General features: G+C 41.5%; 13 protein-coding genes and 1 pseudogene. 7 read left to right on the top strand and 7 right to left on the bottom strand.

Annotated elements, in window-relative coordinates; translation table 11 throughout:
• Positions 1 to 195: 195 nt before the first annotated feature.
• Together QNI08_RS12270 and QNI08_RS12275 are read left to right on the top strand one after the other, a co-directional pair.
• A complete protein-coding gene (locus QNI08_RS12270) occupies positions 196 to 1,305 on the top strand; it encodes a histidine kinase N-terminal domain-containing protein (RefSeq protein ID WP_285767710.1) in 1,110 nt (369 codons plus the stop codon).
• 260 nt (positions 1,306 to 1,565) lie between these two features.
• A complete protein-coding gene (locus QNI08_RS12275) occupies positions 1,566 to 2,897 on the top strand; it encodes a hemolysin family protein (RefSeq protein ID WP_285767711.1) in 1,332 nt (443 codons plus the stop codon).
• Between the two features lie 46 nt (positions 2,898 to 2,943).
• Here the strand turns inward: QNI08_RS12275 and uptA are convergent, their stop codons facing one another.
• From uptA to QNI08_RS12295, 4 genes are all read right to left on the bottom strand, one after another.
• Positions 2,944 to 3,576, bottom strand: a complete 633-nt coding sequence (gene uptA / locus QNI08_RS12280; protein ID WP_285767712.1) for an undecaprenyl phosphate transporter UptA — start codon at positions 3,574 to 3,576, stop codon at positions 2,944 to 2,946.
• A gap of 159 nt (positions 3,577 to 3,735) precedes the next feature.
• Entirely contained in the window at positions 3,736 to 3,909 is a 174-nt protein-coding gene (locus tag QNI08_RS12285; protein WP_285767713.1) for a hypothetical protein, read from the bottom strand.
• Positions 3,910 to 4,021: 112 nt separating this feature from the next.
• A complete protein-coding gene (locus tag QNI08_RS12290; RefSeq protein WP_285767714.1) occupies positions 4,022 to 4,735 on the bottom strand; it encodes a FixH family protein in 714 nt (237 codons plus the stop codon).
• 94 nt (positions 4,736 to 4,829) lie between these two features.
• The gene (locus tag QNI08_RS12295) at positions 4,830 to 5,402 is read right to left on the bottom strand and encodes a YitT family protein (RefSeq protein WP_352231218.1); all 573 of its coding nucleotides are present in this window, start codon (positions 5,400 to 5,402) and stop codon (positions 4,830 to 4,832) included.
• Positions 5,403 to 6,006: 604 nt separating this feature from the next.
• On the opposite strand from QNI08_RS12295, the gene QNI08_RS12300 reads away from it, so the two are divergent.
• Positions 6,007 to 7,356, top strand: coding sequence for a hemolysin family protein (locus QNI08_RS12300; protein WP_285767715.1), 1,350 nt, complete (start codon positions 6,007 to 6,009; stop codon positions 7,354 to 7,356).
• A 189-nt stretch (positions 7,357 to 7,545) separates the two neighbouring features.
• On the top strand, positions 7,546 to 7,695 hold the full coding sequence (locus QNI08_RS12305) for a hypothetical protein (RefSeq protein WP_285767716.1): 150 nt from the start codon (positions 7,546 to 7,548) through the stop codon (positions 7,693 to 7,695).
• 6 nt (positions 7,696 to 7,701) lie between these two features.
• Here the strand turns inward: QNI08_RS12305 and ytvI are convergent, their stop codons facing one another.
• Complete coding sequence (ytvI, locus tag QNI08_RS12310) at positions 7,702 to 8,697, bottom strand: sporulation integral membrane protein YtvI (RefSeq protein ID WP_285767717.1); 996 nt, start codon at positions 8,695 to 8,697, stop codon at positions 7,702 to 7,704.
• A gap of 177 nt (positions 8,698 to 8,874) precedes the next feature.
• Here ytvI and QNI08_RS12315 point away from each other — a divergent pair, with 177 nt between their 5' ends.
• Both QNI08_RS12315 and QNI08_RS12320 read left to right on the top strand, forming a co-directional pair.
• Complete coding sequence (locus tag QNI08_RS12315; protein WP_285767718.1) at positions 8,875 to 9,078, top strand: hypothetical protein; 204 nt, start codon at positions 8,875 to 8,877, stop codon at positions 9,076 to 9,078.
• 327 nt (positions 9,079 to 9,405) lie between these two features.
• Positions 9,406 to 9,822 carry a MarR family winged helix-turn-helix transcriptional regulator gene (locus QNI08_RS12320; RefSeq protein ID WP_285767719.1) on the top strand — a complete coding sequence of 139 codons (417 nt, stop codon included), beginning with the start codon at positions 9,406 to 9,408 and terminating at the stop codon, positions 9,820 to 9,822.
• A 326-nt stretch (positions 9,823 to 10,148) separates the two neighbouring features.
• Here QNI08_RS12320 and QNI08_RS12325 read toward each other — a convergent pair whose 3' ends face one another.
• Positions 10,149 to 10,634 carry a GNAT family N-acetyltransferase gene (locus QNI08_RS12325; protein ID WP_352231220.1) on the bottom strand — a complete coding sequence of 162 codons (486 nt, stop codon included), beginning with the start codon at positions 10,632 to 10,634 and terminating at the stop codon, positions 10,149 to 10,151.
• Positions 10,620 to 11,633: pseudogene (locus QNI08_RS12330) on the bottom strand (nitronate monooxygenase); the annotation flags it as partial. The gene QNI08_RS12325 and the pseudogene QNI08_RS12330, both read right to left, overlap by 15 nt.
• Before the next feature lie 140 nt (positions 11,634 to 11,773).
• Between QNI08_RS12330 and trhO the strand changes: the two are divergent.
• Positions 11,774 to 12,739 (top strand): oxygen-dependent tRNA uridine(34) hydroxylase TrhO, encoded by a 966-nt coding sequence (gene trhO / locus QNI08_RS12335; RefSeq protein ID WP_285767720.1) that lies wholly within the window; start codon positions 11,774 to 11,776, stop codon positions 12,737 to 12,739.
• Positions 12,740 to 12,981: the final 242 nt, after the last annotated feature.

Consider the following 12,981-nt stretch of genomic DNA (forward strand, 5'->3'; position numbering starts at 1 on the left):
TTTTCATTGTTGTAATATCTGTAATAAAAACAGCTCAAAAAAAGGTATTCTTTTATTGATTGCCGAATATCTAACCAATTGACACATGTCTAAACACCATTAATCTGTTATTATTAACACAAAATGTTATTATTTTGAAAAAAATAAAATCCAGGGCCGAAAGTAAATTCATTTTCCTACAGTATGGAGGGCAAAATGGTATCTAATCGAGAAATGACCATTCACTTTTTATCTTCTCAAAAGAGCACCATCATTTCAAAATGGAAAGATGAGCTGCTGCATTTACCGGATGGATATATAGGTTACTTCAAGGGGGAAGTAGAAAATATTTTCAATTTATTGGTGGATCAACTTGGGAAATCGGATACTGACATGAAAGATATACTGAAGGTAATCGGTGAAAAAATTGCATCTGACCGAGTTAAAAAGCAGTTGAATATGGAAATTTTCTTTTCCTCCGTAACCATCGGAAGATCAATCGTCATAGAACACGTTTTGAATTCCAAGGTACCTATAGAAGAAGCTTTTGAATTAATCAAGCAAATCAACGTTTACTTCGATCAACTCATTAAGTTCGCATCATCCCATTATACCGAATTAAAAACGAAGGAACTTGACGAACGCTATCAATTCATTAGCCCGAACCATAAAGACCGTTTGACATTATTAGGCCAAATGACCTCAAGCTTTGTACATGAATTTCGAAACCCGCTTACTTCCATCATGGGGTTCATTCAATTGCTCCAGGCGGAGCAACCAGAAACCAAATATCTTGATATCATTTCAAAGGAGTTGGATCAGCTCAACTACAGGATCACCCAATTTCTTAATATGTCAAAAAAGGAAACATCAGGATCGCCATCGGAACTGTTTTCGATTTCCCGCCTGGTTAACGAAGTGATCGAATTTTTATACCCGAGCATTCTGGAAGTTAATGCTTCCATTACATGCAATGTTGCCGATGATGCCGTCATTTCTGGTTCCGAAGAGGAATTCCGCCAAGTATTATTGAATATCATTTTAAACGCCCTTGATGTCGTTACGGCGATGCCTTCCCCTTCCATATATATTTCTGGATCAGAGTCACCCCCCGGCATCCTTACCTTGAATATTTCCAACAATGGTCCGAAAATACCGGATGAAGTCCTGCCGAATATTTTTGAACCGTTCATTACCACCAAAAAAAGGGGAACGGGTTTGGGACTATTCGTATGTAAAGAAATCGTTTTAAAACATAAAGGAACCTTAACATGTCACTCAACCGACTTCCTGACGACCTTTTCCATACAGCTGCAAACTAAATAATGAATAAATATCCTGATTTACTTGGATTTTCAGTGTGAAATTTTTGACTGATTGGCGACAATTTACTTATACTATTAGGAAGGTTCCACTAATGATCGAGGTGAATGACCCTATAAATCTTCATAAAGAATAAACCGATATTCATTTTTCATCTAGCATTTATAAAAGATAATCATTTCATTCATTATTGGTTTTGGGAGGTGACTGGGATAATTCATTCACCCTTGCACTAACGGCGGTTGAATTGAGTCCCACACTAATTGGACATATTAAGTTTATTACTAGTCATTATTTTAATCGCTTTAACTGCCTTTTTTGTAGCTTCCGAATTTTCAATCATAAGGGTTCGCAGCTCCAGGATCGATCAATTGATTGAAGAGGGAAACAAAAAAGCCATGGCAGCAAAGAAAGTTACATCCGATCTTGATGAATACCTTTCCGCAACACAGCTTGGCATTACAGTGACTGCCCTTGGATTGGGGTGGCTGGGACAACCGACCATCCTTGCGTTGGTGGGACCATTGTTCAATGCCTTGCATATTCCACAAGAAGTCACAAGCATTCTGACATTTGTCATTTCATTTTCCCTGATAACATTCCTGAATGTCGTTGTTGGTGAATTGGCTCCAAAGACCGTCGCCATCCAAAAGGCGGAGCAGGTAGCCCTGGCCATTGCCAGTCCGCTGATTTTTTTCCATAAGATTGCCTTTCCCTTCATTTGGCTCTTGAATCATTCCTCTCGCTTCGTTGTCGGATTATTCGGCTTCAAGCCTGCGTCAGAAAGTGAAATTGCCCATACTGAAGAAGAATTGCGCTTCATCCTTTCCGATAGTTATAAAAGCGGAGAAATTAATCAATCGGAATTTAAATATGTGAGCAACATCTTTGATTTCGATGACCGTGTTGCCAAAGAAATCATGGTACCAAGGACAGAAATCATGACCATTTCCAAAGATGAAACGGTACAGGAATTCGTCGATGTGGCAAAGTTGGAGAAATACACACGCTATCCTGTCGTCGAGGGTGATAAAGACCATGTCATCGGCTTGGTGAATTTGAAGGAGGTCTTCTCGGATCTTATTCGGAATCCGGAAATCCAAGTCAAGGCAATTGAAAATTATTCACGTCCGATCATCCGGGTCATGGAAAACATACCCATACATGATCTGCTGTTGAAAATGCAAAAAGAACGTATCCATATGTCCATTCTAATGGATGAATACGGCGGCACCTCCGGCCTTGTCACTGTAGAGGACATACTTGAGGAAATCGTCGGGGAAATCCGTGATGAATTCGATATTGACGAAGTCGCCTCCATCAGGAAGATCAAGGATGGACACTACATTTTAGATTCGAAGCTCCTTGTCAAGGAAGTGAATGATCTGCTCGGCATCCACTTGGAAGAAGACGATGTCGATACCATCGGCGGATGGGTGCTTACGGAAAATTATGATGTGAATGTAGGGGACATCATGGAGAAGGACGGATTTTGCTTTAAGGTGATTGAAATGGAAGATCACGCCATCCGATCCATCGAAGTGACAAAAAAGGTAATTAAGCTTCCTCTCGAGGAAGACCTACCCCAAGCTTAGATGATAAAAACAGCCTCGTGAAAAATACGAGGCTGTTTTTTTGCATTCACTTATCCGGAAACCGACCTACTTTTTTGACCGATACGATCGGCGGAGGGCTCTTCCTTTTCCAGATGATATAAAGCATGATGCACACAAAGGCAAAGCCGGCTGCAGGAATTAAATAAGGAGCAGTAATATTCCTGATTTGCTGCCAATTCTCCCCAAGGACCCTGCCCAAAGATAAAAACAAGATGGTCCAGGGTATGACTGCCGCAATTGTATAGAAGATGAATTTCCATATGGACATCCTGGCTATTCCTGCCGGGATGGAAATGGCATGGCGGACAACAGGAATGAATCGAGCCGTGAAAATGACTCCTACTCCATAACGTTCAAACCAACCTTCGGCCATAGAAATGTGATGTTCCCTGATTAGGATATACTTTCCGTATTTTAACAGAAATGGCCTTCCCCCATAGTAACCTGCCCAATAGAGAAATAATTGTGCCATCGTCCCTCCTGCTACCCCTGCAAGAACAGCGCCCCAAAAACTCATCTTTCCCAGCCCGACCAAATAACCGCCGTATCCGAGAACAAGCTCACTTGGGATGACTTCAACCATCAACCCCAGCAATATCCCCATATATCCCATTTCGGCAAACCAATCCAATATCGACATTATAAGCTGTGATACCATGCAATCGGACTCCCCTTAGCGCCAATTTCAAAATGTTTGTCCTTATATCCTATTCAGCTCATAACGTTCTATTCGATTTTTCATATTCTGCCGCTTCCCGTCGTACCTTCTTTGTTTAATGGGACAAAAAAAAGACCAGCAAATATGTGCTCCGGTCTCTTATTGCATCAGTATTCCTTTAGGGCCCGTTTTTTGGGCAAATTGTGAAAAAGCCGCTGTGGTGAGTAAGGATGAATCTGTTTGCGAAACATTGGCGAAAATCTCCTGGCGTGATTTCGTTTTTTCAATATGAATCCCGAGATCCTTATACTTATTGATGATTCGGTTCTTCATGCTCACCTCACCCTTTCTGCTGTGTATTGTTATTCTTTACCTTCCCATTTTAATGCTCGATAAAACCTAAAAATCGATTTGTGCAAAAAAGGCGTTCATACCGATCCATTTGTCAATTCACTTGAATCGTTTGCAATTGGTGTTCATGTACCTCGTCCTTCTCCACATGGACCTGCACTTTATAAGTGCCTGCTTCAACGAATGATACCTTATTTTGGTATGTACCATTTCCTTCGTCCTCAGCCTTGGTAAAATGACTTTCGTCACTGCCATCCTTCCATACCTCGAAATTCACGTCTGCATTCGTTAACGGCTTCCCATCCAATTCCACTCTCGCTGCAAAAATCGAACGGCTCCCTGCTTTTACAGGGTTGCTTTGGAACTCGATCGATACATCCGTGCTTGGATGCACCGATGCACTCTCATTCTCATGTTCTGGGATGACGACTTCTTTTTCAGGCATCACATGAAGGCCTTTGGCCGTTACATGGGCAATCACTATATACTTCCCCTGCTCGGAAAACGTATGCATCACTTGATACTTGCCGCTTCCTGTATTTTTAGCATCAAGCATTTCCCTTTTATCTCGTCCCGACTTTCTCACTTCAAACAATACCTCATCAGCTTCATTCATTAGTTGGCTTCCTTGTTTCACTGTCGTTTCAAGAATGACTTCCTTTCCTTGATTCAAACTTCCTTTGATGGCGATGGATGCTTCCATCGCTTCCGGTACGGCACTGTTCACCTCTTTATCCTCTTGCATTTCTGCCTGTTGGCAGCCAGCGAGCATGATGAACAAAGCGGAACACATATAGATTTTTTTCATTTGTACTTCCCCTTACCAGTTATTGGACTGAAGATCCGTCCTATTCATATTGCCCATCCTTTCCTTTTTTCAGATTTTTATACGTTAATTAATATCAAACCGTTCGCATCACGGTAACTGAAGTCAGCATGGCTACTGCAATTATCGTTAAAAAGGAATATAAAAAGACGGAAATCCCCACAACCTTCAACCCGAAAAGCAAAACGCACCCATCAATGAAAAAAATCAGCACGCCAACATTAAGTCCGCTCTTCCTTGAAAGGATCTGTGCAAGCATATCCGTACCGCCTGTAGAGGTGCCATACCTAAGCATCAAGCCAATTCCTAGTCCGATCAACGCTCCCCCGATGACTGCACTAACATAAATGGGTAAATTCCATCCAGTGATGGCGTCGGAAAAGATATCAATGCATAAAGAAGAAAATAATAAGCCATGCAAGCTGTTCAGGAATAGTTTTTTCTCAAAGTACCAAGCGTATATATATAATGGAATACTGCACAGAATCACCCCCAACCCTGTTGGCATCCCGATATAGTAATGAAAAATCAGTCCAATCCCGATCATGCCTCCATCCAATAAATGATAGGGTATCAGAAAGAAGTTGATACCCACGCCTACAAGCATGCTGCCGGCAAGAACCGCTGCAATCCTTTCCATCATTTTCATCAATGTCCTCCTTTTATACATCTTATAACCTGTCCTGCTTCCTAAGAATATGATGGGACTGTCAAAAAAATAATGAAAACGGCAATTATTTATGAAACAGCCTATTAATTATCAGAATATTCCATCATATAATACAATAAAGTAGAGAAAACAGTCAAAAACGGCTAATTATTAGCTTAAATTGTCTCTTTACAAGCTATTTACCTGTTTTAAGGAGCCATAAGCAATTTGACTGAAAGGTGATCTCTTTCTATAATGAAAGTATTTAAATTAATTAATTGAGGTGATTTGATGGGGCATTAAAGAATGTTCGTTTTGACGGACGGACGCTGCATTGCGTAACGGACATATGCATACCTTTTATAAATGGATGCAAGCCATTATGCAGGAATTCTTCTATTTCCCGTCTGCGCATCGCTAATCGGCATATACTATAATTCTATTCAACACTAAAAAGGCGGGACTCGAGGCATTGCATTCATTTGAGAGCTATGTTCGGCTTGTTCCCCAATACTTGGCAAGACAAAAAAAATATACTTGTATATTTTAAAAATGTAGGAGGTGGACTCCTTATTCGTCTCGGAGACGATGTAAGGGAGACTATTTGGACATATTAAACTTGGTAATTATTGCCATTTTAATTGCTTTAACAGCATTTTTTGTTGCTACGGAGTTTGCGATCGTTAAAGTGAGAAGCACGAGGATCGATCAGTTAATTGAAGAAGGGAATCCAAATGCCCTTTCAGCGAAAAAGGTCATCTCCAACCTGGATGAGTATCTTTCTACTTGCCAGCTCGGCATTACGGTTACTGCCTTAGGGCTTGGGGTGCTTGGAGAACCTACGGTTGAAAAGATTTTGCGACCGCTTTTAAATCAATTGAACCTTCATTCTGCTTCACATATACTCTCGGTTGCGATAGCCTTTTTTTCGATAACATTCATTCATGTAGTCGTTGGGGAATTGGCACCGAAAACATTGGCGATTCAAAAAGCGGAGCAGGTCACGTTATTGGTTTCAAAACCATTAATAGGCTTTAACAAAATCATGTATCCTTTCATTTGGATACTGAATGGCTCTGCAAGGGCGCTGACAAAAATGCTAGGATTAAAAGCAGTTTCCGAACATGATTTGGCTCATACAGAAGAAGAGCTTCGAATCATTGTTTCGGAAAGCTATAAAAGTGGTGAAATTAACCAATCTGAGTTTAAGTACGTGAATAAAATATTCGAATTCGATGATCGAATTGCTAAAGAAATCATGGTTCCGCGTACTGAAATCGCGACGATATCCAAGGATGATACGATCGAGCAATTTTTCACCGTCATGGCGGAAGACAACTTCACCCGTTATCCTGTCATCGATGGCGATAAAGATCACGTCATCGGAATGGTCAATATTAAGGAATTATTCACTGAAATGATTGACAAGAGCAATCATGCAGCCGCAACCATCAACAGATATGTACGTCCGATCATCCGCGTCATTGACAGCATTCCGATCCACGATTTACTTTTAAGAATGCAAAAGGAACGTATTCACATGGCTATCCTCATGGATGAATATGGCGGTACATCTGGTTTGGTAACCGTTGAGGATATCCTCGAAGAAATCGTTGGCGATATTCGTGATGAATTTGACCTTGATGAAGTGCCTGATGTGCGCAAATTAAAAGAAGATCATTATATTATCGACGCCAAGGTATTGGTCAGTGAAGTGAATGATTTACTTGGTTTAGATATTAATGATGAAGACATCGATACGATGGGCGGATGGATCCTTACCGAGAATTACGAGGCAAAACAAGGCGATGTCCTAAGTTATGGAGCATATAACTTTAGAATAAAAGAAATGGAAGACCACCATATTCGTTATATTGAAATATTTAAGCCAGCAAAGATGGCTGGCGAAGTTAAAGAATTTCCCATGATCTCGCAAACCGAAATCGTTTCATGATAATCCCCCCGTTCCTCATCTGTTGAGGTGCGGGGGGGTTTTTTACTTTCATTTGGTACTTGAATTGATTACCGGCATATTATATACAAAGCACAGCATCATCTTGAATGATTGTTAATGACGAGTATAGTTCAACCTTTATTGTTTCATACTATTAAAAAAGCGATATTTTTGAAGGAGTGAAGACTTATGAAACTCATAACCATATGCCAGCATTGCAAAGGGAAAGGTAAAACCCGCTATCTGCAATTCTTTTCCCGGGACTGCCATTATTGCCATGGCCAAGGAAAAGCGGTAAAAGATATGTCCAATATGAGAAGCCATGCCAAAAACCTCTAATGCACCTCATAGTTTAAAGTTGGATTTGATGACACCTGCCTTCTTTAACGTATCATAAACGATCAGCAGCGACGGACCAAGGAAAAGTCCAATGAAGCCAAGCATTTTAAATCCTAAATAAAGACTGATCAATGAGGCCAAGGGGGACAACCCCATATTTGCCGAATAGATTTTTGGCTCGATCGTCCTCCTGATGATGGTTATGACCAGAAACAAGATTACAAGACCAATCGCTAAATGATGATTTCCTTGTGCCCAAACGATGGCTGCCCAAGGAACGAGGACAGATCCCGTACCCAATATCGGGAGAATGTCCACGACAACGATTAACAGGGCCAGCGGGATTGCGTATTTCACATTCAACAACCATAGACCGCCATATGCCAAGATGAACGTGATGAAGCTCAATAAGACCTGTGCCTTGATGAAGCCAACTGCTGCCATGCTTAAATCTTGATAAACTAGTGATATCTTTTGAAAAGTGGAAGTCTTTAAGTATTGGACGGCCTTTTTCCTTAACTTAGGCAATTCAAGGCTGATCATGAATAAAGCGATTAAATAAATGAGAAAATCAATGAATAACCCCGGTATGAGTGTAACGAACTGGACCATATCCTGAACGAAGCCTTCTGTGAACCCCTCTAGTGCCTTGACACCCTTTTCCATCGTTTGTTCTACGGATTGAATGAGATTGGGCGGCAGTGTTTGGGAATATTGTTCCCATTGCCTTATGACAGGCAATATCGCCGTCAAATACATTTGACGTATCAATTCAGGGAATTCTTCTGAATAAACCATGAATTTTTTAATAAAAACCGAGAAGGAAAAATAGGTGATGCCAAGCAATCCACCTACATATAAAACGAATGTAATCAAGACGGCCCATAAGCGATGCAGCTTTGCCGTTTCAATAATCATCCTGACCGACCGATCCAAAAGGATTGCAGTGAGCAACGCCAAGATCAAAGCCCATGAATAAGGAATAATGATAATTAAGCCCAAGAGGAAAATACCTCTCCAGAACCATCGAAAAAAAACAGCAGCATTCACTGAGCAAACCCTCCCTGCTCTTTCTAGTTCTCTCTATATTTATGAAACGGGATCACATATATTTCGCCCAGACGTTTTATTTTCTTGAATTTAGGGAAAAAGAGTTACAAAGAGATGGAGGGATCGATTATGGATAACAAAGATAAGGAAAAGTATCTTGTAGAGCGTAATGATAAATCCAAAGCGTTTAAGGAAAATCAAGAAAAGCAGCTGGAACGTGACCAAGTCGTCATGCCCATCGAGGATTTACCCATCGATGAAATTAAATATGAACGACAGGAAGAACGAAACAAGAAGGAAACGAAGCATCGCTCCACAAGCGAAAAATTTTAAACCAAAACCAGCCGATCGCCGGCTGGTTTTGGTTTATGTCCATTCTTCCTGACAGCTGTCTCTTCTCGCCGAATTTTATCTCTAATAGAAAAACAGTCCACACTGCCAAAAAATAAATAGTAGCAGCTTTTTTCCATTTCCCCTTCGCATGTTGTCATGATTTTAAAGATTGCCCATCCAACAAATTCAATTATCCCGCCTTTCTCCCCTCCCATTTGTGCCATTATTCCAAAAATAAACATTGACTGAAATGAATGATTCTTTACAATAGACTTTTAAGAATTAAAGAATATAATGGATTGGTCGACCATTATAAAGGAGAATCATATGAACCCTACTCAATTATTTCATCAATATTTACAAGTTTCCCGATCATTAGTCAGCAAAATGAACGAGCAAATCACTGCCCTTGAAATTTATCATAATCAGTGGACAATTTTGAATTACTTGAAGAATTGTGGATATTCCACCATACCCGATATTTGCAATTACTTGGATGTAGATAGTGTCATCATCACCCGTTCAGTCAACAGCATGGAACAAAATAACATGATTAAGCAAGTACCAGGAAAAGATGAACAGGAAAAAAGGATTGAACTGACTTCCCGGGGCAAGGAAGTACATACCAAATGCCTTAAAATTGCAGAAAAGATTGAAGGAAAAGCTTTGGAGGGAATCACAGAGGAAGAACAGGAGATATTTTTTCAAACCGTTCTTAAAATCCTCAATAATATAAGAAATTAATGTCGTGAGCTTGCCCTTTTCCAAGGCCATTCTTTGAATGATTAACGGAAGCAGACCCTCTCCCTCGTCAAGGGAGCCGTTTGTTTGTTCATGTTTCACTGCAGCTTTTGAACATAATCACCAACGATTTGCAAGCTCAATTCAACTTGCATGATAAATTTTTATTCCGATGGCATTCTCTATGTCCATTTCCCATAAAAAGACAGACAGTTCCCAGAATTATTCCGGTAACCGTCTGTTTGTATCCCCTGCAAGGGTGGAATGCATGTTAGCAGCATGGTTTACATTAATGGCGGTATCCTTCCTTATTTTTTCCTCCTCACCATTCAAATGCTTCGCGATAAGCGAATCATATCCCGGCACTGAATCCCATTTTCATAAAATACCTCAGAATAATGCTTTGTAAAAAAATCCCGATCGACGCCAACTATTCGGAATCCGCATTTTTGGTATAAAGCAAGCTGTCCAATACTCGAATTTCCTGTGCCGATTTCCAGCTTTTTATACCCTTGCTCCCTTGCTTGGCCAATCGCATGTTCCATCAAATGTCTCCCGATTCCTTTTCCATGATGGTTTTCATCCACTGCGATATTTTTGATCTCCATCGTGTCGGTTCCTTTTTGCAGCAAAACATATACGCCAAGGAATTGCTTAGCGCGTTCCGCAATGAAGCATATGCCTTTGGCCAAGTAATCCTCAACCATATCCCTTGATGGATCTGCCAAAAGCAGCAGGTGCATAGGGGCTGATTCATTCATGGATAACTCCCTTATCTCCATTCCGGCGAACCTTTCTCCTTTTAATTCTTCCATTAAAAGCTCCACCAATTCAGATGCTGGTTTCTCCCTGCTAAGCTTATGACCCTGTCCTGCCCACAAAGCCATCAATTCAGGGTTTCCCTTTTCACCAGCCGCTTTTCGCATCTGCTTGGTCATGTGATGAACATGTGGATAAGCGGCTGGCGCAGCGTGACCATTCTCAGTGATAAATTCGTTCACGAGCCCGCGTGCCCTCCTGCCGCTGAAAGCCCGGGTAACGGTAGTTTGTACAAAACGCGAATCATTGAGGGCTGCTTTATGGACCGGGCTTGCCCCGCTCTCTGGACAGCGGAGGAATGCCGTTCCCAATTGGGCAGCCATGGCTCCCGCAGCGAGCACCGCAGCAATATCCTTCCCATGCATCAGTCCTCCCGCGGCAATGATCGGCAATTCCAGTTCATTTTTAATCATCCTTATTAATTCTAACAAACCATGATCATCCTCTGACCTGTTTTCAAAGCTGGCTCGATGCCCCCCTGCCTCAATCCCTTGCACACATAAAACGTCGGCACCTGCACCTGCTGCTTTTTTTGCTTCCTCGAGGTTGGTTACGGTCACGGCAATGAGGGCACCTGTGCTTTGTAGTTCCCTTAATACAGAGGATTCGGGACACCCAAAAGTAAAACTGACAAGGTCAACCTTGACCTCTTTCAATACAGTCAATTTATTTACCCAATCATCATCATCAACTACTCCGTTGCCAATGGTGGCGCCCACACTCTTGGCGGCATTTTCAATTTTTGCACGATAGGCGGCTACTGCTGATTCATCAATCACTTCGTTACCCGGTACAAAAACATTCACGCCAAAGGGATACTCCGTCAGGCGACGAGTCTGATTTATCTCTTCTTTCATCTCTGCTGCAGTCTTATATCCAGCTGCAAGAAACCCCAGCCCTCCGGCATTGGATACAGCCGCCGCTAGCTTTGGAGTCGATGCGCCTCCTGCCATCGGTGCTTGAATGATGGGATACCTCAATAAATCTTTGAACATTCCAGACAACTCCTTTTGATTTTTATTCATTCCCTTATCATTTTTACGTTTTCTTGGTATAATGATTGTCTGTAAGAGAAAAGTGTCTAAATGATCACCCTTTATATCTTGCAAATATAAAACACAGGTGGTAAAAAAAAATGGAAACAAAACCATATAGAGTATTGCTTTATTATTTGTATGTACCTATCGAGAATCACGAAGAATTCGCAGCTGAGCATCTTGCGGCCTGTAAAGTTCTTGAATTGAAAGGCAGGATCCTAGTGGCAGCGGAAGGGATCAACGGTACCGTGTCTGGTACGGTCGAACAAACCAATCAATATATGGACATGATGAAAAGCGATGCCCGCTTTGCCGATATCGTCTTTAAAATAGATGAAGCCGATGGCCATGCATTCAAAAAAATGCATGTTCGTCCCCGTAACGAGCTTGTCACCCTTCGCTTGGAAGATGACATCAACCCCAATCAGACGACGGGCCGTTACTTGAGCCCGAAGGAATTTTTCGAGCAAATGCAAGCTGAAGATACGATTATCCTTGATGCCAGGAATGACTATGAATATGATTTAGGGCATTTCAGGGGAGCAATCAAGCCAGATATCACGAACTTCCGTGAACTTCCGGATTGGGTCCGGGAGAATAAGCAAATGTTCGAAGGCAAAAAAATCCTGACGTATTGTACAGGCGGCATCCGCTGTGAAAAATTCTCCGGCTGGCTTGTCGAAGAAGGCTTTGAAGATGTCGGCCAACTGCATGGCGGCATTGCGACATACGGCAAGGATCCTGAAGTGCAAGGTGACCTCTGGGATGGTCAAATGTACGTTTTCGATGAAAGAATCGCCGTTCCCATCAATCAAAAAGAACATGTCATAGTCGGGCGTGATATTTATTCCGGCGAACCGTGTGAGCGATATGTCAATTGCGCCAACCCTGAATGCAATAAGAAAATCCTTTGCAGTGAAGAAAACGAGCACAAGCATATGCGCAGCTGTTCTCACGAATGCAGGGTACACCCGCGTAACCGCTATATAGTCGAGCATGACCTTTCAGAGGAAGAAGTCGCTGAGAGATTACAAAGGATCGAAAACAGCCTCGCTTCAAAATGAGCATACAAACCCGAATCAGTGGACAGCGATCCCGATTCGGGTTCTTTTTATGCGAAAACCTAACTCCGAAAACTATTTCCAAATATCAAACCTACATGTCTTGATCTTCTTTGCTTTAAAGTCTTTCTATTTAGATCACATCTACACTGTCTCTCTTACTTCTATATTGAAATAGGAAAAACCTTCTTTCCACATAAAAGAAAACAAAATGAATAACAAAAAGGCTGCGGAATGGGAGTATA

The organism is Peribacillus folii, from assembly GCF_030271255.1.
Taxonomy (GTDB): Bacteria; Bacillota; Bacilli; order Bacillales; family DSM-1321; genus Peribacillus.

Bases quoted from the DNA above. Each gene is read 5' to 3' on its own strand.
- QNI08_RS12290 (WP_285767714.1), bottom strand. From the start codon at position 4,735: ATGAAAAAAATCTATATGTGTTCCGCTTTGTTCATCATGCTCGCTGGC.
- uptA (WP_285767712.1), bottom strand. From the start codon at position 3,576: ATGGTATCACAGCTTATAATGTCGATATTGGATTGGTTTGCCGAAATG.
- trhO (WP_285767720.1), top strand. From the start codon at position 11,774: ATGGAAACAAAACCATATAGAGTATTGCTTTATTATTTGTATGTACCT.
- QNI08_RS12315 (WP_285767718.1), top strand. From the start codon at position 8,875: ATGGATAACAAAGATAAGGAAAAGTATCTTGTAGAGCGTAATGATAAA.
- QNI08_RS12320 (WP_285767719.1), top strand. From the start codon at position 9,406: ATGAACCCTACTCAATTATTTCATCAATATTTACAAGTTTCCCGATCA.
- QNI08_RS12270 (WP_285767710.1), top strand. From the start codon at position 196: ATGGTATCTAATCGAGAAATGACCATTCACTTTTTATCTTCTCAAAAG.
- QNI08_RS12325 (WP_352231220.1), bottom strand. From the start codon at position 10,634: ATGGAAGAATTAAAAGGAGAAAGGTTCGCCGGAATGGAGATAAGGGAG.
- QNI08_RS12305 (WP_285767716.1), top strand. From the start codon at position 7,546: ATGAAACTCATAACCATATGCCAGCATTGCAAAGGGAAAGGTAAAACC.
- QNI08_RS12295 (WP_352231218.1), bottom strand. From the start codon at position 5,402: ATGAAAATGATGGAAAGGATTGCAGCGGTTCTTGCCGGCAGCATGCTT.
- QNI08_RS12285 (WP_285767713.1), bottom strand. From the start codon at position 3,909: ATGAAGAACCGAATCATCAATAAGTATAAGGATCTCGGGATTCATATT.